The following is a 25951-nucleotide window of genomic DNA, read 5'->3' as shown; positions in this document are numbered from 1 at the left end:
CTCCTGTGGGAGCCGATTTATCGGCGATGAGTGCTCGCCTCACCGCCGCATACCGGCCTCACCGCCGCCTCAATGCCGCCACCTCGGCACCCGTCAGATGCCGCCACTGCCCCTTGGCCAACTCGCCCAGGACCAGATCCCCGATCGCTGTACGCAGCAAGCGCTTCACGTCGAAACCCAACGCCGCGAGCAGCCGACGGATATGGCGATTGCGCCCTTCATCGAGCGTCACCTCCAGCCAGGCATTGCGCTCTCCCTGGCGCAGTAGCGAGACCGATGTGGCGCGTAACACCTCGCCTGCATCGACGACACCCTCCCGCATGGCTCCCAAGGCTTCCTCACCAGGCTGCCCCTCGACCTGCACGTGGTAGGTCTTCGCCACATGCGTAGCCGGCTCCGTGATCCCCGCTGACCATACGGTGTCGTTGCTCAGCAGCAACAGGCCTTCGCTCGCCTTGTCGAGTCGTCCGACAGGGCCGAGCCACGGTAAACCTGCGCCCTCGATCAGCGAATAGACGGTCTCGCGACCCTTCTCGTCCGCCGCGGTGACGACGATGCCCCGCGGTTTGTTCATGGCGATATAGACCGGTGCGGCGACCTCCGTACCGGTGCCATCGACATCGATCCGTTCGTGGCCCGCTATCGGGAACTCGGGGTCGCGGACGATCTTGCCGTCCACGCGCACCCTGCCCTCGCGGGCCAGCTTCTCACCCTGGCTACGAGAGCAGATGCCGCGCTTCGAGAGCACGCGGGCGAGGCCGAAGACGGGTGTGGAGGGGTGGCGTGGCCGGAGGCGAGGCTGGAAGGGCATCGGTACAGGATAACGCCGCACCACCGGAACGCGGCAGCGGGCCTACCGGGAAGAGCGCGGTAACCTGGTTTTTCGCCGCTGAAGCGGCTCCCACAACAAAAAAAACGGCATGCCGGAGCACACCGTTTCGGAAATAGTCGTTGAAGGGCTTCCGTCAGATCTTTGCGATGCCTTCGGGACGCTTGGCGCCGACGAAGTGCTGGGCCCAGTAGGCCTCGTTAAGGCTGTCCACGCGCACCGTCTTGCCCGCCGACGGGGAGTGAATGAATTGACCGTTGTCGATGTAGATACCGACGTGCGAGACGGCCTTGCCGCGGGTGCGGAAGAAGACCAGGTCGCCCGTCTTCATTTCGTTGCGCTTGACCTTCAGGCCGGCGAGGAACTGGCTAGCGGAGTTGGTCGGGAGATCGAGGCCGATGCTGTGAATGAACACATAGCGGACAAAGCCGCTGCAATCGAAGCCGGTGGACGGAGCGCGGCCACCGCGGTGGTAACGGATGTCGCGGAGCTTCATGGCAAAGGCCAGGAGCGACTCGCGAGCGTGGCCGTCGACGTGGCCGGCGAGCTTGGCGGTGGCGGCGGCAACGAGGCTGTCGTCGTCGTCATCGGCCGTGTTGTCGGTGTCCGCATCGGCGGCGGCAATCTGGGTGTTGGCAGCTGCCGCCGGCGCCTTGGAGGCGGTCAGGGCGGCCAGGTCAGGAATGGTCGACTGGGCGAGCGCCGCGGCCGGGGCGAACACCGGGAGGTCGGTCAACAGCAGCGAAGCAGACTGGTCGAGGCCTTGCGAAGGCGTGACGGAATCGGCAAAGGCAGGTGTTACGGCGGCGATACATGTGGTGGCTAACGCGAGAGCGGTCAGTCGCTTTAACAGCATGAGCGAGAAGGCCTTTTCATCGGAAAGTTAAGCCGCCAAAGTGTGGGACGACCGTGAACGATGAGTGAAGTTAGCAAACCCCGTCCAGATAGTTGTTGGCATAAAGTTAAAAAACGCCATTCCTAGGAAATATTCAGAGAAGTCGCAGGAAACTGCGGCCTGCGGGAGGGAATTCTGAATGGATATAAGGGGTTGCTTTCACATATGTGACCGGATCCGGGGCTCGTCACGAGCGCCGGACTGACATTTACCCTTGTTGGACACCGCTAGGGCTTGTAGTTCCTCGCCCCGAAGATGGCATTCCCTATTCGCACTTCGGTACTGCCTTCACTAATCGCCAGAGCGAAGTCGCCACTCATGCCCATGGATAATCGCTCGAGGGAAAATCCAGCCTCGCGACCCCTGTTGCGCCACTGATACAGGGTCCGAAAACAGCTCCTCACGACGGCTTCGTCGTCCGAGGCTTCAGCCAGGGTCATCAAGCCGCGCACCCGCAGGGACGAGAAAGCGCGCATCTGCTCTAGAAAGCCCGGCAACGCCTCCGGGGCGAGCCCGAACTTGCTGTCTTCCCGCGAGGTCTTCAGCTGCACCAGGACGTCGATGCCCCTCCCCTGGGCCTGCAGGGCCTTGTCCAGGGCGACGGCGAGCTCGAGGCGGTCGAGGGACTGCACCTCACTGGCGATCGCCGCCACGGGCTTCGCCTTGTTGGTCTGCAGGTGGCCGATAACGACCCAGTCGAGCCGTTCCTCCGCGAGGGCCACGGACTTGGCCTGGATCTCCTGGACCTTGTTCTCACCGAACCGGCGCAGACCCAGGCCGATCGCCTCGCGAACGACGTCGGCGTCGAAGGTCTTGCTGACCGGCAGCAGGGTGACCTCCGCCGGGTCGCGGCCCGCGTTCGCGCAGGCCGCGCTTATCGCCGCCCGCACGGCGGCCAGGCGACCGCCGAGCGTGGCGAGGTCGGCCGTCATGCCTTCGCCGCTTCCTGGAAGTGGCGTGCCACGACGTCGGCCACGACCATGCTCACGCGCTTGCCGGTCGGGATATGCAGGAACTCGTTCGGACCGTGTGCGTTGGAATGCGGCCCGAGCACGCCGGTGATCAGGAACTGGGCCTGCGGGAATTTCTCGCCCAGCATGCCCATGAAGGGGATGCTGCCGCCCTCACCCATGTAGGCAGCCGGGGCACCGAAGTAGTGCTCGGAGGCCTTCGCCACCGCTTCCTCGAGCCATGGCGACAGCGCCGGCGCGTTCCAGCCGCTGCCGTCTTTTTCGAGATCGAAGGTGACCTTCGCACCGTACGGGGGATCCTTCTCCAGCAGCTGCTTGAGGAACTTGCCAGCCTCGGCGCCGGACAGGGTCGGCGGTACGCGCAGGCTGAGCTTCACCGCCGTCTTCGGACGCAGCACGTTACCCGCGCTGTCGAGAGCCGGCATGCCGCCCACGCCGGTCACGGCGAGCTGCGGGCGCCACGTGCGATTGAGCACGAGTTCGGCGAGGTCGTCGGTCACCGGCTTCATGCCTTCGACGAACGGGAATTTGTCGTAGATATCGTTGCCCAGTACCTCGGCGGAACGACGTGCCTGGTCGACACGCTGCGCGGGGATGTCCACGTAGAGCTCGGGGGGCACGATGGCGCCCGTCTGCGGGTTTTCCAGACGGCTGAGCAGATCGCGCAGGATCCGGAAGCTGGAGGGCACCACGCCGGACGCGTCGCCCGAGTGCACGCCCTCTTCGAGCACCTGCACCGTGAGGTTACCGCCGGTCATGCCGCGCAGCGAGGTGGTCAGCCAGAGCTGGTCGTAGTTGCCGCAGCCCGAGTCGAGGCAGACCACGAGGGCCGGGTTGCCGATGCGTTCGGCGAGGTGATCGACGTAGTACGGCAGGTCGTAGCTGCCGGACTCCTCGCAGGCCTCGATCATGATGACGCAGCGAGCATGCGGCACCCCCTGGTCGCGCAACGCGAGCAGCGCCGCGAGCGAACCGAAGATGGCATAGCCGTCATCCGCGCCACCGCGGCCGTAAAGCTTGTCGCCCTTGATCACCGGAGTCCACGGACCGAGGTCGTCGGCCCAGCCTGTCATCTCGGGCTGCTTGTCCAGGTGGCCATAGAGCACGACGGTCTGGTCCGTGCCCGCGCCCTGCACACCCTGCGCCGGGACGTCGATGTAGATCAGCGGCGTGCGGCCTTCCAGGCGAACCACCTCCAGGGAAGCGCCTTCCAGGGCGCCCAGCTTCGAGCGCGCCCAGGTCTCCATGAGGGTCACGGCCTGGTCCATGTAGCCATGTTCACGCCACTTCGTATCGAACATCGGTGACTTGTTCGGAATGCGGATGTACTCGACCAGCTGCGGGACGATCTCCGCGTCCCAGAGGTCGCTGACGAAGGACGAAATGCGGGAGGTATCCATGACGGGGAGGACTCGTGAGGTCAAAGCACGATTGTAACAGCGCCCCGTAGGACCGCCTCGTCACGCTGTAGGGCTCGGCTGGCCCAAACGGGGCGTGCGAGCGCTTCGCGCCGGGTCGACGGCGGACAGGTCGTGCCTCGCGACGCCGGTTCGCGGCTGCCGGGCCGAGGGGCAGAGTGCATCGGCGCCATCCCGCGCCTCACCAAGGAGCTTTCATGAAACCTGTCGTTCTCGCCCTCACGGCGCTTCTCTTCGCACTGCCCGCCATGGCCGGCACGCCGGTCAACGTCAATACGGCGGATGCCAACGCCCTGGCCCAGGCCCTCGATGGCGTCGGCCTTGCCAAGGCCCAGGCCATCGTCGCCTGGCGCGAGGCGAACGGCGCTTTTGACAGCGCCGACCAGCTCACCTCGGTCAAGGGGATCGGCCAGTCGCTGGTCGACCGGAATCGCGAGTCGATTCTTGTCGATGCCGCCAAGGAGGGCTCCAAAGACGCCGCCAAGCCGGCGAAGAAGGCGCGTCCCGCCCGCCCGGCCAAGGCCCGCGGCGCTGACACGGAGGACTAACGCCCCCTTCCGTCGCCGGCCGAACGCGCTACACTCGCGCCCCGTGCCGGCGGCGCTTTTCATGCGCCCTGCCGGTGGGAACAGGGGCCTGATGATCCAATGATCCTGCCGCGTTACCGCATCGCCGCTTCCGGTATTCCCGGGGCTGGCAAGGGCTTGTTCGTCGACGAACCCGTCGACGCCGGACGCATCGTCACCGCGCCCGATGCCATCGACCGTACCCACTCCTGGGCCGAGATCCTCGCCACGCCCGCGCTTGCCGTCAATCAGTACGCGGCGGCGCGCTGGTTCGAGGACCGCTACACCGTTTCGCCCGACTGGCCGGACGAGTGTTACGTCAATCACAGCTTTGAACCGACCGGAATCTGGCACTTGGGATTTATTTTTGCCGCAAAGAACCTTCCGCAAGGCACTGAAATCACAGTCGATTATCGCCACCTTCTGCCGCCAGATGAGAACGAGAGCTTTAACGACGCGGCAACTGGTGAGAAAATAACCGGCTTGTCCTGGCAGGACAGTCTCGCGTTAAGCACACGCGCCCTTGCCGCCCTGCTCGGCTGATACCTTGGTCACTTCGATGGCAATGTCCGATATCCCTGTTCTGGAAACGCCGCGCCTGCGGCTTACCGCCCTCACCGAACGCCATTTCGACGATTACGCGAAAATGCTCGCGGACGCCGAAAGCACGCGCTGGATCGGCGACGGTCAGCCCCTGGATCGCATGAACGCGTGGCGCTCCATGGCCATGTTGCTCGGCCATTGGGCGCTCCGCGGCTGCGGCATGTGGGCGATCGAGCTGAAAAGCAGCGGCGAGTTCATCGGCCGCGCGGGCTTGATGAAGCCGGAAGGCTGGCCTGACCTCGAACTGGGCTGGATGCTGAAACCCGAACACCGTCACCACGGTTACGCCACCGAAGCCGGCGAAGCCATCCTCGCTTTTGCATGGAACGAGATGCACGCACAGCGCGTGATCAGCCTCGTCCGCATCGGTAATGAGGCGTCCGACCATGTCGCAGAACGCCTCGGCGGCGAACATATCGACAACATCGATTTTCTCGGCGGCGCGACGCATCTCTTCGCCTACTACCCGCCGCATCGCGAAGTCCGCCGCGCCAGCTAAAGTGCTGGCGCGAAATCCGTGCGACGACGACGCTGTGCGGGATTGACAGCGGCAATACGCGCCAGCGCCAGAAGGCGAGCCGTGCGCATCCACGCGATCACGATGACACCCAACTGCACGATGACGAAGGCGACCAGCAGGCCGCTCCCCGCCGCCACCGTGTGGCCGCGCCATGCTGCGATCAACACGACCAGCGCCGTGCCAAACAGCGTGATCACGAGATAGACAGCCACCGTTGCGAACGGACGCTTCGCGAACTGCATGAAGCCGCGGCCAAGTGCGCGGAACGCCGAGCGCAACGTGATATCGGCGATGAACTGCGCACGCGCCGATTCCACGATTGCCTGGGCGATCACGAAAAACAACAGGGCGACGGCCAACGCGCCGTAGGAATACATATCGGCCGTGGACGGAAGCAAGGCGACGTCGGTCTTGTCGTCTGCAAGCGACGACGCCACTTTCGCGATCAGGCCGAACAGTCCATAAGGAATGATCGTCAGCACCAGCAGGCGCAGCATGCGTCCGTATTCCGTCGCGCCGCCCTGCAGCAGGCCGCCGAAGCTCAGCGCACGTCCGGCGCGGCCACCGGCGACCGCCATGCCGGTGAGAAACGGGGAGATCGCCAGAGTGAGGATCATGCCGGCGACGAAGGCCATGCCGATCCACGGATTGTCCCTTCCCAATGCCGTGTAAACGTCACCGAACATGAGGCCGTCGAAGTGCGTGGCCCACGCTTCCGCGTGCACGGAGTGTCCGAGCAGCGCGTCCAGGGTGCGCCACAACGGTAGCGCGACAACCAGCGTTGGCAGCAACGAGATCAGTATCCAGAGCAACAGCAGACGCCACTGCAGGCCGCCGACGGCACCGTTTCCTAACGCTGCGAAGGCAGAACGTTTTGCGTTGTTGTTCATAGCGTCCCCAGCGTGGCGTAGATACCCTGCAACAGGGCAGCGAAATCCGAAGCCCAACGATTCGACGCGGCGTGGTTCTCTTCGACCGTGCGGCTATCGTTGAGTTTGTTCGCGTCGAGGTAGATCTTCCGCTCCGGATCGAGTTCGGCGGAGGTTCCCTTCACGGGCTTGGTAAAGACGAACCGTGCCCAGCGCCGGTTGTCGTCCCAACGCACGGTTTCCACCGAGTCATCGGCGAACGTCACTTTCAGCACCTGGGGAACCTGCGAGCCGTTGCGCCTTACGGTGACCGTGGTTTTCCACGGAAACGGCCCCGTGCCAGGCTTCGCGTCGGGGTGCGCTGATTCCCACGTCTTCCTTTGCTTCGCTATGGCATCGTCGTTGTCGTCGTTGCTCAGCTCGACACGCTTGCCATCCTTGATCGAGGTTCCGGCAAGCGGAAGCACCTCGTCGCTTACGATTTCGCTGATGCGGTCGTCGACGCTCTCGGTGCCGTAGACGTACTGCTCGAACACCTGGGCTACCACGTCGGGCTTGCCCGAGGATTCGGCGAGGCTGGCCTGCAGGTCGGCAATCGAGGGATGACGGAAGTGCCAGGTGGCGTAGTAGTCACGGAAGGCCTTCTCCATGACGGTCTTGCCCAGGCGTTCCTCGAGATCGTGCATGGCCGTCGTCGTGCGCGAATACACGGTGACGTAGTCCGAGCTGGAAAGGCGGTCCCACGAGTTCTCGCCGAGGGGATCGGCCGGATGCGTCAGCGTCGACAACATGCGTTCGAGCATGAAGCCGCCGATCGGCGCCTCGACGCCGAAGAATTTCCAGAACGGCGTCGTGAGATAGACCACTTGGTTGCGCTCGCGCAACATGCGGCCGTCCCAATACTCGTTCAGGCCTTCGTCCAGCATCGGTTCTTCGAATTCGTTCGACGCGAGTAACCCGTAAAAGTATCCATGACCGAACTCGTGGATCGTCACGAAATCGAGCAGGTATTCGTTGAGCGTCTTCGGTGCTACCGGCGTGTAGTTATCGGCGGTGAAGAACGTCGGGTACTCCATGCCGCCCGCTTCGCTCGCGTTGAACGGCGGCACGACCGCCGTCAATGTCTTGTACGGGTAGAGTCCAAGCGTCTGCGAGAAGTAGGCGAGGGAATCGAGTGACGCCTTCATCACCGGCTTCGCGTCTTCTGCATACTCCGCCGGGTAGATCACGCGAACCTTCACCGTCGGGCTACCGGGACCGGTGTATGCGCTATCGATCGTCTTGTAGCCGGGAGCGGCCATCCAGGCGAAGTCATGCACATCGGCCTGGACGAAATGCCAGGTCAGGTCATTGCCTTCAGGCGTGGGATCGCCCTGCTGCTCACCCACGGCGCCAACCACATAATCCTTCGGCACCGTCATGCGCACGTCGTATTCACCGAAGTCCGCAAAGAACTCGCTGTTGAAGTGGAACTCGTGGACGTTCCAGCGAGGCGCCGTGGCACCGCGCTCGCCGGGTAGTTCGAGAACGCCGATCTTCGGGAACCACTGGCCGACCAGATGGAAGCTGCCGACATAGCCAGTGCGCTCGATCACGCGCGGCAACTGGCTATGGAAGTTCATGTCGAGCGTGACACTGCCGCCCGCCGGCACCGGCTGCGCAAGATCGACGCGAACCACCGTGTGGTCGGTGGCCGGGCCGCCATCCGGGTGCACGAAGCGCCACTTCAGCGCGGCTCCGTCCTGCTCGACGTTGCCCAGATCGATGTGACCCCACTCACCCTTCTTTACCTCGGCAATGCCCCGCGAGCCGCCGTGGGCGGCAAGCACGCCGCGCTCGGTGAAGAAGGTACTGCCCTGGCCTTCGAACGCGTTGAGGTAAAGATGGAGAAAGACGGCGCTTACCGGCTGGTCGCTACGGTTGCGCCAGGTCAGCTGCTGCTGGCCATCGACCGTGTGCTTGACCGGGTCCAGTCGTGCCTGGATGCGATACGACACGACGCGATCCGACAGCGTCGCCTCGCTACCCGTGCGAGCGCCACCCCACGCGTTCGGCGCGCTGGGCGTCCTGACGAAGGCAGCATGCGGGGACGCGAACGGAATCTCGACAGGGACAGCGGCAACGGATGTCGACGAGGCCGTTGCGGGTGACGATGCGGGCGCCGGTAAGGGCATCCCGGTGGCTGCAGATGCCGGCGACGGTGCACCGACCTGGGCCCAGGCGGCCGCGCTGCTTAAGAGAGCCCCCGCGGCAAGGCAATAAACGACACTGGCTGCCCTTCGGCGCATGGATCCACCCTCCCCTGTAATGCACTGAGATTGCTGGCTCCAGCCTCGACCCGATATAGGCCAGAGGTCACGGTCGAGCGCCGCGACTCAGCCCGGGAAGACGCGCTCGCGCATCCACTTGGTGACGATCCATTTTTCGCCGCGGACGACAGGCGCACCCCCATGGAGCGACAGCGGGTCGAGGACGCCCTCGGCGTCGGTGTACTCGAAATAGAGGGCCTGCCCCTTGCGCGGCACGTAGCTGAAGTCGATGCGCGGGAAGATCGTTTCCCCACCGGCTTCGACGTCATGCAGGTACATGATCAGCGTGGAGACACGTTGGCCGCCCGTGGCGAGGTGCGGCTGGCTGCCCTTCTCGTCGGGCTGGAAATAATCGAAGTGAGGCAGGTACTCGCCGCCGACACCGTAGCGCATCACCTGCAGCCCCTCGCCGCGATCTTCAGGTAGACGCATGATCGCCGATGTACGCGCGTCGATACGACGGATCAGGTCGTTCTCGGCGCGCTGGAAGTAGGCGCCATCGCTGGTGCGGATATCCATGACGGTGTTGATCCCATCGGCCACACCGACGACGGCGGAGCGCTCCAGGCGGGGAATCGCCATGCGCATCAGCGCGTCGCACTCATCGGCGTCGAGCACGTTGTCGAGCACGGCAATGGTGGGCCGCGCGATACGCAGCAGCACGCGGACATCCCGATCGGGCGTATGCAGCACATGGCCTTCGGCGAGACGACCGTGAAAGGGCGTCAGGGCCGACGCATGCGCGGCCACGGGGGCCACGGCGCTGCCGAACAATGCCGTGACGAGGGCTTCGCGCGCCACCGCTTCGTCGAACTGGTTTTCCTTCATGGTCTTCAACAGGTCGGCCGGGGCGTTGCCCGCCGCCAGCGCCTCGCGGATCCAGTCCTGCCAATCCTGGGTGACCTTCGTGTGGAAGCGCGTTTCCAAATGCCTGACCTGCGTCGTTGCGATGCTATCGCTCACATTGTGCCGGTATCGGCCTCTTCCTGCAGCCACGCCAGCTTCCGAGCCCTCGGCAGGCGCTTCACCGCCCACTCGGCTTTCGACGCGGCGGAGCGGTCGGCAAACGCGCGCGAACCGAGCAGGCGCACGGGTGGATTGGCCCGCGTGTAGCGGGCGCCCTTCCCGGCGACGTGCGCGGCATAGCGCGCCGGCAGATCGTTGGTGATCCCCGCGTACCAGGCGCCGTTGCGGCATTCGATGAGATAAACGCACCACATGGCGTAAGGGTACCGTCTGCCGCCTACAATGGCCCGATGAATGGCAGCTACGACCTCGGCGTCAACCTGCCGCTGCGCACAGCCGTAGCGGAGCGTCTCGCCGTCGCCCTCGCGACGTTTCCCGTCGGCCCGGACCTGCTGGCCTATCCATCCATGGAAGGCAGCCTCGGCGTGCGCGAAGCCGTCGCCGGCTGGATGCGACGCCGCTGCGGGCACGTAGTCGTCGATCCCCGTCGCCTCGTCCTCACCCTCGGCGCACGGCATGCGCTGTCGCTGGCCCTCGACGAAGCCTGCTTCGCCTGCGATACGCTGCTGGTAGAGTTGTCCACGTACCACGGCTTCCGCGCCAGTGCCGAGGCACGCGGCATCCGCGTCGTCGGGGTCGGCATGGACGGGGACGGCATGCTGCCGGGAGAACTGGACCGGCTGGCCGAGACGACCGGCGCTCGCAGCGTGTACCTGCAGCCGACGCTGCAGAACCCCACCACCGCGACGATGCCGCTAGAGCGGCGCCGGGACATCGCGGCGGTCGCGACGGCACGGGACCTCACCGTTATCGAAGGTGACGTCTACTCACCGCTCGCCTGGCACAAGCGCGACGCGCTTCCGCCGCTGGCAGACCTCGTTCCGGACCGCTGCCTGCACGCTGGCGGCATCGGCAAGGTGCTGGGGCCGGGCCTCCGCGTGGGCTGGCTGCTGCTTCCCGACGACGCGAGCCATGAGCGCGCGGCATCGGCGATTCGTCTGGCGACCGACGGAATCCCTGCGTTGCTCCCGTCCATCGTGGCAGGCTGGATGGCGGACGGCACGGCGGACACCTTGCTGGCGCATCTTGCAGAAAGCATGGTCGAGCGCAACCGCCTCGCCCGGTCCATCATCGGTGTCGACCTGGTGACGGCAGACGGACTGCACGCCTGGCTGCCCCACAAGGAAGCAACGGGCCTCGAAGCACGTGCCCTGGCGCAGGGCGTACGCCTTACGCCGTCGAAGCCGCTTGCCGCCGACGGCGAGCATGCGACGGGAGTGCGCTTATGCCTGGCCGCAGAAGAAGATGTGGCCCGGCTGGACGAGGCTCTGCGGATCGTGGCCAGCGTTCGCTGAGCCTCAGGCCGTCGCCGTCAGCTTCTCGAGGGCCTTGCCGACCGCCGCAAACGCGAATGCCCCGGTGACATGGGTGGCCGCGCCGAGGCCGCCGCCGCAATCGAGTTTGAGGGCGTCGCTCCCCGGGGGGCGGACGCCACAGACACTGCCGTCGGCCTGCGGATACTGGACATTCTGCATCGAATAGACCGCCGAGACGCCGAAGAAACGGTCGGGGTTGCGCGGAAACCCGTGCTCCTGCCGCAGCTTCTTCCGGATCATGCTGAGCATGGCGTCGTGCTCCGTCCGCGAGAGGTCGCGCACGCGGATCAGGGTGGGATCCGTGCGACCACCGGCGGCGCCCACCGTCACCAGGGGCACCTTCCGGCGTCGACACCACACGACGGTCTCCAGCTTCACCTTGAGGGCGTCGCAGGCATCGATAACCACGTCGTACTTGCGGTCGAGCAGTTCATCCAGCGTCGAGGGCGTGAGGAAACGCTCCATGGCCTCGAGGCGGATGGTCGGGCTGATGGCATGCGCCCGTTCGGCAACCACGCCAACCTTGGGCTTGCCGTACTGGCCGTCCAGGGCGTGCATCTGCCGATTGGTATTGGAAAGGCAGACGTCGTCGCCGTCGATCAGGGTGAGCCGGCCGATGCCGCTGCGAGCCAGGGCTTCGGCGGCCCACGAGCCGACGCCACCCACACCAATGACGCAGACGTGTGCGTTGGCGAGGCGGTCCAGGGTGCCGCGGCCATAGAGCCGCTCGATGCCGGCGAAACGTTCGGCCTGGGCCGTACTCACGGGGATCTCGGTGTGGGGAACTGTGTCCATTGTCTCATATTGAAAGAATGGGACCGTCCGCTATGCTGACAGTCCGGAAAGCCATGGATCACCGATGCGCGCGCTGCTTCTTGTCATCCTGGGACTGGCCATGGGCGCCATGGGCGCCACGTTCGCTATCTCAGCCCTTCGACAGGGCACGCCTTTCCACAACGGGGTGATGGCCGTGATGCAGCACCACATCGGCGCACTGCGCTCGAACGTGCGGGCGAAGCAGTGCGATGCCAAGGGCAACGCCGCCCACCTGACCCGACTGCGCGAAACCGCCGGCGACATCCGCGACGCCTTTCCGGACATGGAGCCCGCTTTCGGCCAGGCCGACGATGCCTTGCTGAAGAGCCTCGACGGTGCCCTCACCAGCGCGCCGACAACCTGCGAGGCCCTGGTTGCCGCCCTGAAACCGGTGGGCGACGCCTGCCAGTCCTGTCACCAGCAATTCCGCTGACATGACGGGATCCCCGCCCGACCGGCCGACCAGCTTCCTTCGCATGCAGTGGTGGCTACTGGTGCGTGCCATGGCGCGCTTCGAAACCACCATGTTCCTGCGCACCCGTTACTCGCAGCCGAAGATGGTCGCTATCGGCGTGGTCGGTAGCTTTTGCCTTGCCGTGTATTACCCCGTATGGGCCTATCTGTTTCCGCAGCCCTACGAAAACCTGCCGATGCGGCTGGTATGCAGCGCGACCTTCATTCCGCTGGCCCTGTTGCCATGGTGGCCACGGCGACTGCGCACGCACCTGCCCACGTACTGGTATTTCGCGATGACCGTGGCGATGCCCTTCTTCGTCGGCTACATGACCCTTCGCAATGCCACCCCAGCCTGGCTGATGACCCACCTGGCCTGCGTGATGCTGCTGATGATGCTGTTCGACATCGTGAGCTTCCTGCTGGTGTTCAGCATCGGCAGCCTGCTTGCCGGCCTGGTCTTCGTGCTTTCTCCCGAAGCCCATCTGCAAACCCAGACGATGCTCGAATACGTTCCCCTGCTGTTGTTCGGCATGGTCGGCGGCGCCACCTGCACGGTGTCCGCCACCATGGCCGAGCAGTCGCGCATCGAAGCGCTGACTGCCGCGTCGAACAACATCGCCCACGAACTGCGCACACCGCTGGGGTCGCTGCGCATCGCCGCGCGGGCGGTCGCCCGATTCATGCCAGACCTGATCCGCAGCCACCGGCTCGCCGAAGGCGCGGGCCTGGAGGTTCCGGAACTGCGCACCCAGAACCTGCATGCGCTCGAGCGCAGCATCGGCGTCATGGAGCGCGAAGTCACCTACGCGAATACGATCATCGACATGCTTCTGCTCTCGGCCCGGCCGATCGGCGAAGTCCCCCTGATTCCGCTTACTGCCCGCGAGTGCGTGGAGCAGGCCCTGCGCCGCTTTCCGTACGGCTCGCGCGCCGAACGCGAGCGGATCACCCTGTCCCCCACCGGCGATTTTTCCCTCCTGGGCGAAGAGAGCCTGGTCGTCCACGTGCTGTTCAATTTGCTGCGCAATGCACTTTTTCATACCGATCGGGCTGGCAAGGGCGACATCGGCGTCTTCATCGAGCCGGGCGAACGGGCCAGCCGCATACGCGTCCATGACACTGGCCCGGGCATCCCACCGGACGTCGTACCCCGTATTTTCAACCGTTTCTACTCGTATTCGAGTGACAGCCCGGGCACCGGGGCGATCACCGGGCTAGGAATAGGTCTCGCTTTTTGCCGCGCGGCGATGGAGCATATGGGAGGTGGCATCGTCTGCCGAACGAATCTGGGTGAATTCACTGAGTTCATCCTTACCTTTCCGCATGCGGAGACCGGGGACCGGCAGTGATGACGTTGAACTCGCAGGGCGATATCCAGCCCTTCCACTTTCCAACGACGACGTTTCTCGTGGACGACCACGAGGAATATCTCGACGTCGTGCCGCTCCTGCTCGATCCGATGGTCCGCGTGCGCACCTTCAGTTCGCCGCGCAGCGCGCTGGCCACCCTGGGCAATAACGGCAGCCGCCCTGTTCCGGGCGGTGGCTGGCTCTATCGCTGGAAGGACCGGCCTTCCGAAACGCAAGAACTCGTGGCGCTGGATATCGACTCGATCCACCGGGTGGTCTACGACCCCGAGCGCTTCGCGGAGATTTCCGTGGTGGTGGTCGACCAGGCCATGCCCGAGATGGACGGCATCACCTTTTGCAAGCGCTTGCCGAATCCGCATATCGGCAAGATCCTGCTCACGGGGCGCGCGGACGACGCCACGGCGATCGATGCCTTCAATTCGGGCGTGATCGACCGCTTCATCCGCAAGAACGATCCCCTCGCGATCGAAAAGCTGCAGACGGCGATCACCGAGCTTCAGCGCCGGTACTTCGAGCGGGCCAGCGCCTTCGTCGCTGAAACGCTGGCACTGGGCAACTTCCGGTTCCTGCGTGACCCGGCCTTCCGCGAGGTTCTGCAGAGCGTCACGGCCACCTTCCAGCCCGTGGAGTGCTACGTGCACTGCAATCCCACCGGCTTGCTGCTGATCGACGCCTGGGGTATCGGGCGCTTCCTCCTCGTCCAGACGGACGAGGACCTGCGGACCCACTATGAAATTGCGGCAGATCTCGGCGCGCCCCAGACCGTGCTCGACGCCCTCCGCGGCGGCGAGGCACTGCCCTGGTTCCGCTCCCGGGACGGTTTCTACCACAAAGGCGTGGAGAACCCGGAAGCCCACATGTACCCCGCCACGGCCGTTTCCGGCGAACAGTGGTACTACTACGCCCTGATCGACGACGTGGAGCGCTTCCGGCTGCAACACATCAAGTCGTACCGGAGCTGGCTGCGCGAGCAGGACCTGAGCCTCTCGGCCGACAGCCGGCCACGCTTCATCTAATTGGGCTAATTTCTCAATGTGGAGGACGCCACCGTACCGGATCATCCGGTGCGTCAGGCGTCCTTTGTCGTGCGTGGCCCCACGGTCGTTCCGACGCCGGAGCCCGGTGACGTCTCTCTTTGTAATGGCATGAGGCCGAAGTCCGCCCGCGCGGGCTTCGCAGGACGCCTCTCTCAATCTTCATGCGTCTGCCTGGGCGAGGCAGACGTGCGTGCGCCGTCCGCAAGGGCGGCGTCGTGGATATCGCCCGTCCCCCTTGCCAGAGAGAGAGACCATCATGGAAAACGTTTCCGTCCTGCATCGCATTGCCAAGGCACCGATGCTTCCCGACTTCGTTCAACGCAGGGTCGACAAATTTCACAACGAACGGGTTGCCATCGACTGGGGTGGCCGTCACATTTTGCGGGGCCGGCGTCCGACGGATTCCGATCTGATGCTGCAGAGCAATGATTACCTGGCCATCGCCGGCCACCCGGCCATCGTGGAGGCCCAGCGTGAGGCGCTCGCCAATGGCGGGCTTGGCATGATGATGTCGGCACTGTTCCAGCAGCATGCCGACGATCCACTGCATCGTGTGGAGGGCGAACTCGCACGCGCTGTGGGCAGCGAGGACGGCATCCTCGCGCAATCCGGTTTCGCCGCCAACGTGGGGCTCATCCAGTCGATCGCGGGCGAACGCGTACCTGTCTACGTCGACATGTTGGCCCACGCGTCACTGTGGGAAGGTGTCCGCAGCGCAGGTGCCAAAGCGGTCTCCGTCCTGCACAACGACATGACCCATCTCGAACGCCAGGTGATGCGCAATGGCCCGGGCGTGATCGTGGTCGATGCGGTCTACAGCACCAACGGCAGCGTCGCGCCCCTGGTCGAGATCGCGCAGCTCGCGCACGACCACGGCTGCGTGCTGGTGGTCGACGAATCGCATTCGCTCGGGACGCACGGCGCGCGCGGCGAAGGGCTGGTGGCCAGCCTGGGGCTCAATCACCGCGTCCATTTCATCACCGCCAGCCTGGCCAAGGCGTATTGCTCGCGCGCGGGTTTCATCGCCTGCACCACGGCGTTCAAGGACTACTTCGGCTGTGAGGCATTGCCGGCGATTTTCAGCTCCTCGCTGCTGCCGCACGAACTGGCCGGGCTATCGGCTTCGCACCGGGTCATTCAGTCCGAAGGTTGGCGACGCCAGCGGCTCCGGCAGGTGACGCGTCGCGTACGCAGCGAGCTTACCGAGCTGGGTTATCCCATTGCGGACGGCACCGAGCAGATCGTCGCCTTCGAGGCCGGGATCGAGATTCTCACCGGGCACGTTCGCGACGTGATGGAACGTCACGGTGTCTTCGGCTCGGTATTCAGTGCACCCGCGACGACAGTCAACCGCTCCCTGCTGCGCCTGACCCTCAATGCCGGGATGAGCGACACCGACGTGGATCGGCTGATCGAGGTCTGCCGCGTAGCTCGCGATGCCATGGATCTTCCCGCATGGAGTGCGACCCGGCGGTCGACACGCGACAGCGCAAGGTCACCATCGGCGGAAGTAGCCTGACGGTTGCGCGGGCGCCTCCTCCCTGCACATCAGTGCAGCGAAACGCGCCCGCGCAGGATGTCCCAGAACATCGCCCAGTCGCCGATCAGGCTGTAAATCGGATGGCAGAAGGTGGCCGGGCGATTTTTCTCCAACACGAAGTGTCCCACCCGACCTCCGTTCAATACGTAGGCAAGGGAATCCGTTCGTATTCGTCGCCAGGAACGACCGGGAAGCGCCCTTCCGACCAGTCGACCTTCGCCGCGTCGATGAGCTCCTGCGAACTGGCCACGAAATTCCACCACAGGTGACGCTCGCCATCGAGTGCCGCGCCACCGAAGAGCATCACCAGCGACGACTCGCGCGCCGTCAGCACCGGCGGCTCGCCTTCGAAAGCCACACCCATGTCGAGGGCGCCCAGTTCGATGTCACCGAAACGGACCGCTCCCTCGACCACGTAAGCGCCCCACTCCGCGTGCTGCTCCGGCAGGGTCAGCGTCGCGCCAGCCTCGAGGCGCGCTTCGACGAAAAACATCGGCGCATAAACACGCACGGGCGAGGTCACGCCGAAGGCATCGCCGGCGATCACCACGAGATCAGCTTTGTCGCGCCTCACTTTCGGCAGCGTGTCGGCGGCGTGGTGGTGGAATTCGGGGTCGATATGTTCGTGCGTCTTCGGCAAGGCCACCCATACCTGGATTCCGTGCAGGTTCTGACCGTGATGACGCTCATCCGGCGGCGTGCGCTCGGAATGCACGATGCCTTTTCCGGCCGTCATCCAGTTCACATCACCCGGATGAATGTCGACGGCGCTGCCGAGGCTGTCGCGGTGACGTATCGCCCCGGCGAACAACCAGGTCACCGTGGCCAGGCCGATGTGCGGATGCGGCCGCACATCCATGCCGGTGTCCTCGCCAAAGGCAGCCGGCCCCATCTGGTCGAAGAACACAAACGGACCGACGTGCCGGGCCTTGAGATGCGGCAACATGCGACGTACGACGAAACCGCCGCCGAGGTCGCGCTGCTTGCCGTCGATAGGGACCGTCGTCATGGGATTCTCCGTGTGTCGTAGGCGTCAAGCGTAGCCGATGCGCGAAGGCTTCAGCGCTGATGCATCCATTGGGCAAGGCGTCGTGCAACCTCGGCGGGCACCTTCATCCAGGCAAAGTGGTCGGCGGGCGCGCCAGCCAGGTCACCGGGACCAAGGACCTCACTCCGTCGCGTTGCTTCCGGCATCTTGCCGAGCAGGAACGCCAGCGACGCCTCCGGACCGAACCAGTCGTCGCGAAGGCGCAGTGCGAGCACCGGTGCCCGTTGCGCACGAAGCGCTGCTTCCAGATCCACGTCGATACCGCGACCTGCGTAGCGCCCGGTCCGACCGCTACGCGACCAGTCGCCTATGACGCCGCGAGCTTCGTTTCCACCGAAGCCGATCCGACGTCCGGGCAGCCACCCAAGCAGATTGGCGAGAAGGGGCGCCGCGATCAACGCCAGGCCGACCCATGGCTTGAAGTTGCGCCAGTATGGGGAACCGCTGCCGACGAGGGCGAGACCGGCGAGGGGCAAGGACGTGGTCGATGCGAGCACGGTGGCCAGTTGCCCACCCAGGCTGTGACCGCCGACGTAGAGGGGCACCGACGGCACGGCCTCGCGCAGGGCGCGAAGACTGGTGGGGAGATCGTCGGTAATAAGTTCGCGATAACCCCAGTCCGAGCTTCGGCTGGCCCGGCGATTGCTCGAGCCGATGCCGCGCCACTCATGCACGGCCACGGCGACACCGTGTGCGGCCAGCGCCAGAGCGAGGGGTTCATAGTGACGCGCGGCCACACCGAGTGCCGGCACCCAGAGCAAGACAGCGCGTTCGTCCGCGATGGGGCGGTAGAGGACCAGATCGGCAGATGCGCCGTCGGTCATGTGCAAGGTTAAACGATCAGTCATGCAGCCAAAAGCTCCCTCGGCACAGGGTGCCGAGGGAGCAGAAGTCTTGCAAGAACGAGCGGCGTTAGCCAGCCCGAACAGAGTTACTTCGGATTGACGTTGTCCGCCTGCGGGCCCTTCTGGCCCTGGGTCACGGTGTACTCAACCTTCTGACCTTCCTGCAGCGACTTGAAGCCGTTGCCCTGGATCGAACGGAAATGGACGAACACGTCCGGGCCGCCCTCATCCTGAGTGATGAAGCCAAAGCCCTTTGCATCGTTGAACCACTTAACAGTACCAGTTGCCATCACACACACCTCTATCCAACACTCGAAAACCCGGCTCGCGAGCCGGCGACTTACTGGGAATGCAGGACCGGGTGAGGCGATGGAGCGTAAACTTCGCGCTTACATCGGGCCACTCGCGTGACCGCGCAGACACAGTAAGGTGGATAATAACCATATTTGGCGCGAGTTATGTAGGGGAATGCCTACATGGGACGAATTTTTGACGTGAATCACGACTTTTTTTGTGAAAAGTCGATTTTCTTAGGAATTAAATCGGGCGCGCATGAAAAAAGCCGGGCGTTGCCGCCCGGCTTTTTTGTGCAGCGAGATGTCGAAAGGCTTACGCCTTGTTGACTTCCTCAGCCTGCAGACCCTTCTGGCCGTTCACGACCTTGAAGGAGACCTTCTCGCCTTCGGTGAGGGACTTGAAGCCGTTGCCCTGGATGGCGCGGAAGTGAACAAACACGTCCGGGCCGTTCTCACGGGAGATAAAGCCGAAGCCCTTGGCGTCGTTGAACCACTTGACGGTGCCGATTTCACGATCCGACATAGAAACACTCCAATACTATTGTGTAGCGAATAAAACCGACGATCGGTTGATCGTCGCTGGAACTGGTGTGCAAGGAAACGCGAGGAGCGAAGCGATGTTGCGGATCCGTGATCAGCTGCATCGGGTCAACGTAACTCTATGACCCCGGCAAACACAGTCGGCGAACTATACTCGCCCCTTCCGGAAATAGCGATGGCACCCCTTGGGCGAGCCCGCTGGCCGCCGCCCTGACGCTACGTTCACCCCCTCGCGGCACATGCTTGCGCCCCGTCGCACCCGCTATTGCGACTTTTCGCCTACCATCCGTCCAAGCCAAGCCCAAGGGGGACTAACGACCATGACCCGACACCTCACCCGCCTCCTGCCGTTGGCTGTCTGCGCCCTGGCCCTCGCCGCCTGCGCGGACCACAAGCCCAAGCCAACGACCACGCAGACCGTAACGGCCACGTCGACCACGACCCGCGGCGCGACCGGCGGCACGACGAAGTCGCGCTCTGCAACGACCAGCGTCACAAGCGTGCCGGGATCCAAAACCCAGTCCGGCGCGACCGCTGCCGCTGCCGCTGGCCCGCTTCCGAACAGCACGGGCATTGCTGCCTGTGACGAATACCTGGCCAGCTACAAGAGCTGCCACATGGCCGCCGGCGTGTTTGCGCGCGACCAGATCGAACCCCGCTACGAAATGATGCGCACCAGCCTGCTTCGCCAGTCCCAGGACCCGGACATGCGCGACCAGCTGCAGAACCGCTGCGTGTCGCTGGCTTCCCAGCTGAAGGATGCCCTGCACGGCAAGTCCTGCGCGGATACACCGGCCCCCGCCTCGACCCGCTGATCAGTCCTTCAGCTCGGCCCGGATCAGCGTAGCCAGCCCCCGCGGCTGGCTACGCTGAATCGCAATACGCGGGGTGCCATGCCAGCCTGCGCACTCCGTGATCGCCGACGCAATCCCCGCGACAAGCGCGGATGAGGCCGTGACATCGGCTTCCAGCCAGATCCCGATCACTTCGAACAGGCCCTCCTGGCGGTGTGCCTTGGCATCGAGCCGCCCGACCAGGCGTCCTCGATGCAGGATGGGCAGCACGTAGTAGCCGTAGGTCCGCTTCGCCGCCGGCGTGTAGCACTCGAGCGTGTATTCGAAACCGAAGAGGTCCAGTGCCCGGGCGCGATCCCAGACCACCGGATCGAACGGCGACAGCAGCGTGGTGCGTGTCGCGCGCAGTGAATTGGCAGCAGCGTCGCCCAGGAAGGCTGCGTGCTCACGATGCACGTAGGCCCGATCGCTCCAACCCTCCACGACCACTTCGATGAGCAAGCCTTCGGCCACCAGCGGTGCCAGCTCGTCGTCGGTCACCCGTGGTCGCAAACGGAAGTAATCGGCAACCCAACGGGCTTTCGCGATGCCGAGGGCGCGGACACTCTCCAGGACGAAATGACGGCGAACCTGCGCCTCCTCCAGGGTGCCCACCGCAGGTGGAACGGCCCAGCGGGAGGTCACCCGCTCGGCGAGGTCATAGACACGCTGGAAACGCTCGCGCCGGCTGACCATCAGGTTGCCGAGCGCGAACCACGCCTCCAGCCATCGTTTTTCGGGCTTCCAGCCCCACCAACCCTTGGTGGAAGGCGTATCGCGCTCGAAGTCGGCGGCGCGGAGCGGCCCTTCGGTACGGATGCGTTCGAGCAGGAGATCCATGTCGGCACCCGCCTCGGCGCGCGTGCGCTCCGCACTCTTCTGCGCCCAATGACCGCCCCGCCCGGAGCGGTAGTCGCGGTGATACCGGTATTCGGACGAGGGAATGAACGACGCTTCGTGCGCCCAGCATTCGGCAATCTCGCCCTCGGCCAGCGCTTCTTCCAGCCAGTCGTTCCGATACGTGCCCAGTCGCGAAAACAGGACCATGTACGGGCTGCGCGCAACGACGTTGATGGTGTCGATCTGCAGGATGCCCATGCCAGCGATGGCCGCAACGACGTCGGTTTTTTTCGCCCTCCTGGTGCGTCGTCGGAGCAGCCCCTGCGCGGCCAGATGAAGCAACTGGGCGGATCGGTGCGAGAGGCGAACCACGTTGTCCGTGGAGGAGCCGTCGGATACGCGTGATGGCACGGTATAGGCCTGTTCGCAGTTGGGCCGCCATTAAATCGCTCCTTGCTAGCGTCGGCAATGATTCCCCACCCGCTGACAAAAAGGAGGCTTTCGATGAAGAAGCAAGTTCGCGCCTTTGCATTAGGCGCATCGCTGCTGCTGGCAGGCGCGGCGTTCGCCCAGGACGTTCCGCCGCCACCGAGGGTTCCGCCTACGCCACCGGGTGAAGCCACCCCGCCGCCGCCAGCGGACATGCCGCCGGGCAACGTCCCACCACCTCCGGCGGCCGGTGCGGCGGGTATGCCTCCGCCGGTGGCGGATGCGCCGCCTCCCCCGCCGCCTGCCCCAACGGCTGAAGCCGGCTCGACAGGGACAACCATGCCAACGGCGCAGGGTCAGGTCAGCGTCAACAGTGGCCCTGCTCCCGCCAAGCCGTCCGGCCCGGCGCCGGACTTCGCGACCCTTTCGGGCGGCAAGGGCTCGATCACCGCCACGCAGGCCTCTGCCTTCCCGCTGCTGGCCAACGACTTCCAGTACGCGGATGCAAACCGCGACGGAAAGATCAGCAAGGCTGAATACCAGCGCTGGGTGCAGCACTCGGGAGCCAGCGGTCAATGATCGCTTAGCGTAGCTTCGACACAGGGGCGCGATGCGCTCCTGTGTCTTTCCGTGCAGCTAACGAACCCAATGCACGTTTTTCACACATTCGTGGCAGCTAAACTCCCTGCTCGCCGTGCCCCTCCGGCATCCAGGGAGTAACACCACATGAAGCGTTTCCATGCCGCAGGCGCCCTTGGCGCCTATGCGTGCCTCCATGCGGGGCTCGCCCTTGCGCAAAATCCGAGCCCCATCGACATTCGCGCCTGCTCGGCGATCGAAACCGACGCCCAGCGCCTGCTCTGCTACGACAAGGCGACAGGGCGCGACCAACTCCCTCAGGCCGCCAAGCGAAAGGACGAGAAGGGCGAATCGGTGAGCGTCGACCTCGCCACGCGCAATTCGAACGACGTGGCCCGTCCGGTCTCCCTGCTCGACAGCCGCTGGGAGCTCTCGCCCGAAAGCAAGCTCGGTACGTTCAACCTGCGGGGCTACAAGCCGACCTACGCCATGCCGTTCTTCGGTACGACGAAGCAGAACAAGACCCCGTCCAGCCCGGCACCCGACCATACGGTGACGCAGGCGCAGGAGCTGCAGAATGTCGAGGCGAAGTTCCAGATCAGCCTGAAGACCAAGGTCTGGGAAAACATCTTCGGCAACAACGGCGATCTCTGGGTCGGGTATACGCAGTCGTCCCGCTGGCAGGTCTACAACAAGGAAAACTCGCGTCCCTTCCGCGAGACCAACTACGAGCCCGAAGCCCTGCTGGTGTTCAACACCAACTACAGCATCTTCGGCTGGAACGGCCGCCTCGCCGACATCGGCGTGAACCATCAGTCCAACGGACGCGCCGATCCCCTCTCACGCAGCTGGAACCGCGTGGTTGCCGATTTCGGCTTCGAAAGGGAAACCTGGGTCGTGAACTTCCGACCGTGGTGGCGCATTCCCGAGGGCGGCAAGGAAGACGACAACCCGGACATTCAGAACTACATGGGCCGCGGCGAAGTGCAGGTCGTGAAGGAAATGGGCGCCAACGAGTTCGCGCTGACCGCCCGACACTCGTTCCGTACCGGCGATGAGTCACACGGTTCGCTACGAGGCACCTGGAGCTTCCCGGTAGTGCACAACCTGCGCGGCTATCTCGAGGTGTTCCATGGCTATGGCGAAAGCCTGATCGACTACAACCACAAGGCGACGTATCTCGGCGTCGGCGTGTCGTTGCTCGACTGGTACTGATTAAGACCATGTGGGAGCCGCTTCAGCGGCGAAAATCCAACGGAGCGGTGTAGCTGCGAGGCTGATCGCCGATGAATCGGCTCCCACAAGGGCACAAGGCCAGAGTCGCCTTAGTGGTGGTGACCACCCTCGCCGTGGATGTGGCCGTGGGCGAGCTCTTCCTCGCTGGCATCGCGCACGCCGGTGATCTCGACGGCGAAATGCAGGGTCTGGCCGGCCAGCGGGTGGTTGCCGTCAACGGTGACGTTGTCGCCTTCGATCTTGGAGACGGTCACGTTGATGCTGCCCTGGTCGTTACGACCCTGGAACTGCATGCCCGGCTGCAGGTCTTCCACGCCCTGGAACGCGGCCTTCGGAACTACCTGCACCAGCTCGTCGTGGCGCACGCCGTAGCCTTCCTCGGGGCTCACGTCCACCTTGAACTGATCGCCGACCGACCGACCTTCCAGTGCCTTTTCCAGACCCGGCACGATATGACCTTCGCCATGGATGTATGCCAGCGGCTCGCGGCCATCCGAGCTGTCGATGACATTGCCCTGGTCGTCGGTCAGCGTGTAGTGGAAGGAAACGGCATGGCGGTTGGCAATCTGCATGAAAATTCTCGCTATGAAGAGTAAAGAAAGGACGTGTGGGCGACCTTGGGGGCCCTCAAGGCTAGGCGACCGGCCGCCTGACTGCAAATCACAGACCCTTCGCGATGCTGCGGCGCAACCCGCCGACGGCGCGTAATCTGCTAGTTTTCCCGCCTTTCCCCTTCCCCTTTCGACGCCCCACCGGGAGCCGCATGTTCGACTGCATTCTGATCGCCAACCGTGGCGAGATCGCCTGCCGCGTGATCCGGACCTGCCGCCGCCTGGGCATCCGCACCGTGGCCGTGTACTCCACGGCCGACGCAGACGCCCAGCACGTTCGCCTCGCCGACGAGGCCTGGCCCATCGGCGGCCCACGTCCTGCCGAGTCCTACCTGCGCGGCGATGCCATCATCGAGGTCGCCCTGAAAACCGGGGCCCAGGCGATTCATCCGGGCTACGGCTTCCTTTCGGAGAACACCGACTTCGCCCGCGCCTGCGCGTCGGCGGGAATCGCCTTCATCGGTCCGCGTCCGGAGAGCATCGACGCCATGGGCTCGAAAGCGGCGGCCAAGGCACTGATGGAAACCCACGCGGTGCCCCTCGTTCCCGGCTACCACGGTGCCGACCAGGATCCGGCACGCCTGGCGAAGGAGGCCGCGAACACCGGTTTCCCGCTGATGATCAAGGCCGCCTCGGGCGGCGGCGGCAAGGGCATGCGCATCTGCCGGGATGCCGCAAGCTTCGCCGAGGCGCTGGCCTCAGCCCAGCGCGAGGCGGCGAATGCCTTCGGTGACACCCGCGTCATCCTGGAACGCTACGTGGATCATCCACGCCACATCGAGTTCCAGGTGTTCGGCGACACCCACGGCAACATCATCCACCTCAACGAGCGCGAGTGTTCCGCACAGCGTCGCTACCAGAAGGTGCTGGAAGAGACGCCCTCGCCCTTCCTCGACGAAGCCCGTCGCCAGCGCATGGGTGAGGCCGCCGTGGCCGCCGCACGCGCCGTCGATTACGTGGGCGCCGGCACGGTCGAGTTCATCGTCGCGCAGGATGGCGAATTCTTCTTCATGGAGATGAACACCCGCCTGCAGGTCGAGCATCCGGTCACCGAAGAGACCCTTGGCCTTGACCTTGTCGAGTGGCAGCTGCGCGTGGCGGCCGGCGAACCCCTGCCGCTCGCCCAGCAGGATATCCACGCCCAGGGACACGCCATCGAGGTGCGCCTCTACGCCGAAGATCCGGAGGCGGGCTTCCTTCCGGGCTCCGGCCGACTGCTGGCGCTGAACCTTCCCTCGCCCTCGCGCCACGTCCGCCTCGACGGCGGCGTGATTGCCGGCGACACGGTGACGATCTTCTACGACCCGATGATCGCCAAGCTGATCGTCCACGACCGCAATCGTGAGCAGGCGCTCGAGCGGCTGCGCGAAGCACTGGCAGTCACCGATATCGTCGGCACCAAGTCCAACGTCGGTTTCCTGGAGCGCCTGGCGCGTCATCCGGCGGTCGTCGAAGGACGCATCGACACGGGCTATCTCGACCGACATCTTGAAGAATTCCTCACTGGTGACAGCGTCGCGGGTAACACCGAGCTGTTCGCTGCGGCGACCGCCGTGCTGCTTGCCGACGAGCTCGCGCAGCGTGGCGTTGCGGCCGATCCCCACTCACCCTGGGCCAGCGCGGATGCCTGGCGCATCGGCCACTCGGGCAAGCGCGTCGTCGCGCTGATGGAAGGCGATGTCCGCCACGAAATCGATGCACACGGCCATGGCGGCGCCTACGTGCTCCGCAGCGGCGATGTCACTTGTACCGTCGCTGGCGCGCGCCTGGGCAACGATGTGCTGTCGGCGCGCTTCGACGGCCAGTCACGCCGGCTGCCCCTCGGTACGTTGGGTACGCGTATCCGCGTGCACGACGAGGCGGGCCGCCGGTGGAACTTCGACCGCGCACCGGCCTACGCCTGGGCCGGAGCGCAGGGCACGGCCGCACGCCATCTCGCCGCGCCGATGCCGGGTCGCATCGTGCTGGTCCGCGCCGCCGTGGGCGACGTGGTCGAGGAAGGCCAGGAACTGCTGGTGATGGAGGCCATGAAGATGGAACTCGCCTTGAAGGCGCCGCGCGCCGGCACCATCGAATCGATATCCGCGGCACAAGGTGACTTCGTGGACGCCGACGCGATCCTCGTCCGCTTCGCCGAACCCGCCTGACCGGAA

At 64.8% G+C, this 25951-nt stretch carries 27 protein-coding genes and 1 pseudogene; 12 read left to right on the top strand and 16 right to left on the bottom strand.

From position 1 onward, the window contains the following. Nucleotides 1–58: 58 nt before the first annotated feature. The 4 genes from ACVWWJ_RS07445 to ACVWWJ_RS07430 form a co-directional block, all read right to left on the bottom strand. Nucleotides 59–811, bottom strand: a complete 753-nt coding sequence (locus tag ACVWWJ_RS07445) for a pseudouridine synthase (protein WP_456967271.1) — start codon at nt 809–811, stop codon at nt 59–61. Between the two features lie 154 nt (nt 812–965). Beyond that, nucleotides 966–1685 carry a C40 family peptidase gene (locus tag ACVWWJ_RS07440; protein ID WP_159890378.1) on the bottom strand — a complete coding sequence of 240 codons (720 nt, stop codon included), beginning with the start codon at nt 1683–1685 and terminating at the stop codon, nt 966–968. A gap of 266 nt (nt 1686–1951) precedes the next feature. Continuing rightward, the gene (locus tag ACVWWJ_RS07435; RefSeq protein WP_456967270.1) at nt 1952–2656 is read right to left on the bottom strand and encodes a YggS family pyridoxal phosphate-dependent enzyme; all 705 of its coding nucleotides are present in this window, start codon (nt 2654–2656) and stop codon (nt 1952–1954) included. Continuing rightward, nucleotides 2653–4095 carry a M20 family metallopeptidase gene (locus tag ACVWWJ_RS07430; RefSeq protein WP_159890374.1) on the bottom strand — a complete coding sequence of 481 codons (1443 nt, stop codon included), beginning with the start codon at nt 4093–4095 and terminating at the stop codon, nt 2653–2655. Before ACVWWJ_RS07430 ends, ACVWWJ_RS07435 begins: the two co-directional genes overlap by 4 nt. A 215-nt stretch (nt 4096–4310) precedes the next feature. Between ACVWWJ_RS07430 and ACVWWJ_RS07425 the strand changes: the two genes are divergently transcribed. From ACVWWJ_RS07425 to ACVWWJ_RS07415, 3 genes are all read left to right on the top strand, one after another. Then, a complete protein-coding gene (locus tag ACVWWJ_RS07425; RefSeq protein ID WP_456967269.1) occupies nt 4311–4661 on the top strand; it encodes a ComEA family DNA-binding protein in 351 nt (116 codons plus the stop codon). A gap of 99 nt (nt 4662–4760) precedes the next feature. After that, nucleotides 4761–5222 (top strand): SET domain-containing protein-lysine N-methyltransferase, encoded by a 462-nt coding sequence (locus ACVWWJ_RS07420; RefSeq protein ID WP_456967268.1) that lies wholly within the window; start codon nt 4761–4763, stop codon nt 5220–5222. A 22-nt stretch (nt 5223–5244) separates the two neighbouring features. Beyond that, complete coding sequence (locus tag ACVWWJ_RS07415; RefSeq protein WP_159890368.1) at nt 5245–5781, top strand: GNAT family N-acetyltransferase; 537 nt, start codon at nt 5245–5247, stop codon at nt 5779–5781. On the opposite strand, the gene ACVWWJ_RS07410 is transcribed toward ACVWWJ_RS07415, so the two are convergent. The 4 genes from ACVWWJ_RS07410 to ACVWWJ_RS07395 form a co-directional block, all read right to left on the bottom strand. Continuing rightward, nucleotides 5778–6692, bottom strand: a complete 915-nt coding sequence (locus ACVWWJ_RS07410) for a hypothetical protein (protein WP_456967267.1) — start codon at nt 6690–6692, stop codon at nt 5778–5780. The genes ACVWWJ_RS07415 and ACVWWJ_RS07410 overlap by 4 nt on opposite strands. Beyond that, a complete protein-coding gene (locus ACVWWJ_RS07405; protein ID WP_456967266.1) occupies nt 6689–8959 on the bottom strand; it encodes a M1 family metallopeptidase in 2271 nt (756 codons plus the stop codon). Before ACVWWJ_RS07405 ends, ACVWWJ_RS07410 begins: the two co-directional genes overlap by 4 nt. Before the next feature lie 87 nt (nt 8960–9046). Continuing rightward, on the bottom strand, nt 9047–9943 hold the full coding sequence (locus ACVWWJ_RS07400) for a 2OG-Fe(II) oxygenase (RefSeq protein WP_456967265.1): 897 nt from the start codon (nt 9941–9943) through the stop codon (nt 9047–9049). Then, entirely contained in the window at nt 9940–10200 is a 261-nt protein-coding gene (locus ACVWWJ_RS07395) for a GIY-YIG nuclease family protein (protein WP_456967264.1), read from the bottom strand. The genes ACVWWJ_RS07400 and ACVWWJ_RS07395 overlap by 4 nt, the downstream gene beginning before the upstream one ends. 36 nt (nt 10201–10236) lie before the next feature. Between ACVWWJ_RS07395 and ACVWWJ_RS07390 the strand changes: the two genes are divergently transcribed. Beyond that, nucleotides 10237–11301 (top strand): aminotransferase-like domain-containing protein, encoded by a 1065-nt coding sequence (locus ACVWWJ_RS07390; RefSeq protein ID WP_456967263.1) that lies wholly within the window; start codon nt 10237–10239, stop codon nt 11299–11301. Nucleotides 11302–11304: 3 nt separating this feature from the next. On the opposite strand, the gene ACVWWJ_RS07385 is transcribed toward ACVWWJ_RS07390, so the two are convergent. Continuing rightward, a complete protein-coding gene (locus ACVWWJ_RS07385) occupies nt 11305–12117 on the bottom strand; it encodes a tRNA threonylcarbamoyladenosine dehydratase (RefSeq protein ID WP_159890358.1) in 813 nt (270 codons plus the stop codon). Between the two features lie 64 nt (nt 12118–12181). Here ACVWWJ_RS07385 and ACVWWJ_RS07380 point away from each other — a divergent pair, with 64 nt between their 5' ends. The 4 genes from ACVWWJ_RS07380 (at nt 12182) to cqsA (ending at nt 16520) form a co-directional block, all read left to right on the top strand. Then, nucleotides 12182–12571 carry a cytochrome c gene (locus tag ACVWWJ_RS07380; RefSeq protein ID WP_456967262.1) on the top strand — a complete coding sequence of 130 codons (390 nt, stop codon included), beginning with the start codon at nt 12182–12184 and terminating at the stop codon, nt 12569–12571. Nucleotide 12572: 1 nt separating this feature from the next. Next, a complete protein-coding gene (locus ACVWWJ_RS07375; protein WP_456967261.1) occupies nt 12573–13943 on the top strand; it encodes a sensor histidine kinase in 1371 nt (456 codons plus the stop codon). Beyond that, nucleotides 13943–14980, top strand: coding sequence for a response regulator (locus tag ACVWWJ_RS07370; protein ID WP_052767135.1), 1038 nt, complete (start codon nt 13943–13945; stop codon nt 14978–14980). Before ACVWWJ_RS07375 ends, ACVWWJ_RS07370 begins: the two co-directional genes overlap by 1 nt. A 277-nt stretch (nt 14981–15257) precedes the next feature. Beyond that, nucleotides 15258–16520, top strand: coding sequence for an alpha-hydroxyketone-type quorum-sensing autoinducer synthase (gene cqsA / locus ACVWWJ_RS07365; protein ID WP_456967260.1), 1263 nt, complete (start codon nt 15258–15260; stop codon nt 16518–16520). Between the two features lie 29 nt (nt 16521–16549). Here the strand turns inward: cqsA and ACVWWJ_RS07360 are convergent. The 5 genes and pseudogenes from ACVWWJ_RS07360 to ACVWWJ_RS07340 form a co-directional block, all read right to left on the bottom strand. Further along, a pseudogene (locus ACVWWJ_RS07360) lies at nt 16550–16669 on the bottom strand (Mpo1-like protein); the annotation flags it as partial. Between the two features lie 11 nt (nt 16670–16680). Continuing rightward, complete coding sequence (locus ACVWWJ_RS07355) at nt 16681–17550, bottom strand: pirin family protein (RefSeq protein ID WP_456967259.1); 870 nt, start codon at nt 17548–17550, stop codon at nt 16681–16683. A 50-nt stretch (nt 17551–17600) separates the two neighbouring features. Further along, complete coding sequence (locus ACVWWJ_RS07350; protein WP_456967258.1) at nt 17601–18437, bottom strand: alpha/beta hydrolase family protein; 837 nt, start codon at nt 18435–18437, stop codon at nt 17601–17603. 83 nt (nt 18438–18520) lie between these two features. After that, a complete protein-coding gene (gene cspE, locus ACVWWJ_RS07345) occupies nt 18521–18724 on the bottom strand; it encodes a transcription antiterminator/RNA stability regulator CspE (RefSeq protein ID WP_046967384.1) in 204 nt (67 codons plus the stop codon). 319 nt (nt 18725–19043) lie between these two features. Next, nucleotides 19044–19253: a cold-shock protein gene (locus ACVWWJ_RS07340; RefSeq protein WP_456967257.1), complete on the bottom strand. Its 210-nt coding sequence runs from the start codon at nt 19251–19253 to the stop codon at nt 19044–19046. A 337-nt stretch (nt 19254–19590) separates the two neighbouring features. Between ACVWWJ_RS07340 and ACVWWJ_RS07335 the strand changes: the two genes are divergently transcribed. Continuing rightward, complete coding sequence (locus ACVWWJ_RS07335) at nt 19591–20085, top strand: hypothetical protein (protein WP_456967256.1); 495 nt, start codon at nt 19591–19593, stop codon at nt 20083–20085. On the opposite strand, the gene ACVWWJ_RS07330 is transcribed toward ACVWWJ_RS07335, so the two are convergent. Next, nucleotides 20086–21354 (bottom strand): winged helix-turn-helix domain-containing protein, encoded by a 1269-nt coding sequence (locus tag ACVWWJ_RS07330; protein WP_456967255.1) that lies wholly within the window; start codon nt 21352–21354, stop codon nt 20086–20088. It lies immediately after the preceding gene. A 93-nt stretch (nt 21355–21447) separates the two neighbouring features. On the opposite strand from ACVWWJ_RS07330, the gene ACVWWJ_RS07325 reads away from it, so the two are divergent. Both ACVWWJ_RS07325 and ACVWWJ_RS07320 read left to right on the top strand, forming a co-directional pair. Further along, nucleotides 21448–21951: an EF-hand domain-containing protein gene (locus tag ACVWWJ_RS07325; RefSeq protein ID WP_456967254.1), complete on the top strand. Its 504-nt coding sequence runs from the start codon at nt 21448–21450 to the stop codon at nt 21949–21951. A 147-nt stretch (nt 21952–22098) separates the two neighbouring features. Further along, entirely contained in the window at nt 22099–23166 is a 1068-nt protein-coding gene (locus ACVWWJ_RS07320) for a phospholipase A (protein WP_159895321.1), read from the top strand. 110 nt (nt 23167–23276) lie between these two features. Here ACVWWJ_RS07320 and ACVWWJ_RS07315 read toward each other — a convergent pair whose 3' ends face one another. Next, nucleotides 23277–23759 carry an FKBP-type peptidyl-prolyl cis-trans isomerase gene (locus ACVWWJ_RS07315; RefSeq protein ID WP_159895319.1) on the bottom strand — a complete coding sequence of 161 codons (483 nt, stop codon included), beginning with the start codon at nt 23757–23759 and terminating at the stop codon, nt 23277–23279. A 191-nt stretch (nt 23760–23950) separates the two neighbouring features. On the opposite strand from ACVWWJ_RS07315, the gene ACVWWJ_RS07310 reads away from it, so the two are divergent. Further along, entirely contained in the window at nt 23951–25945 is a 1995-nt protein-coding gene (locus ACVWWJ_RS07310) for an acetyl/propionyl/methylcrotonyl-CoA carboxylase subunit alpha (protein WP_456967253.1), read from the top strand. Nucleotides 25946–25951: the final 6 nt, after the last annotated feature.

The sequence above is a fragment of the Luteibacter sp. HA06 genome, from assembly GCF_054061215.1.
The sequence above is the reverse complement of the archived record's forward strand: the minus strand, read 5'-3'. Positions and strand labels throughout refer to the sequence as shown.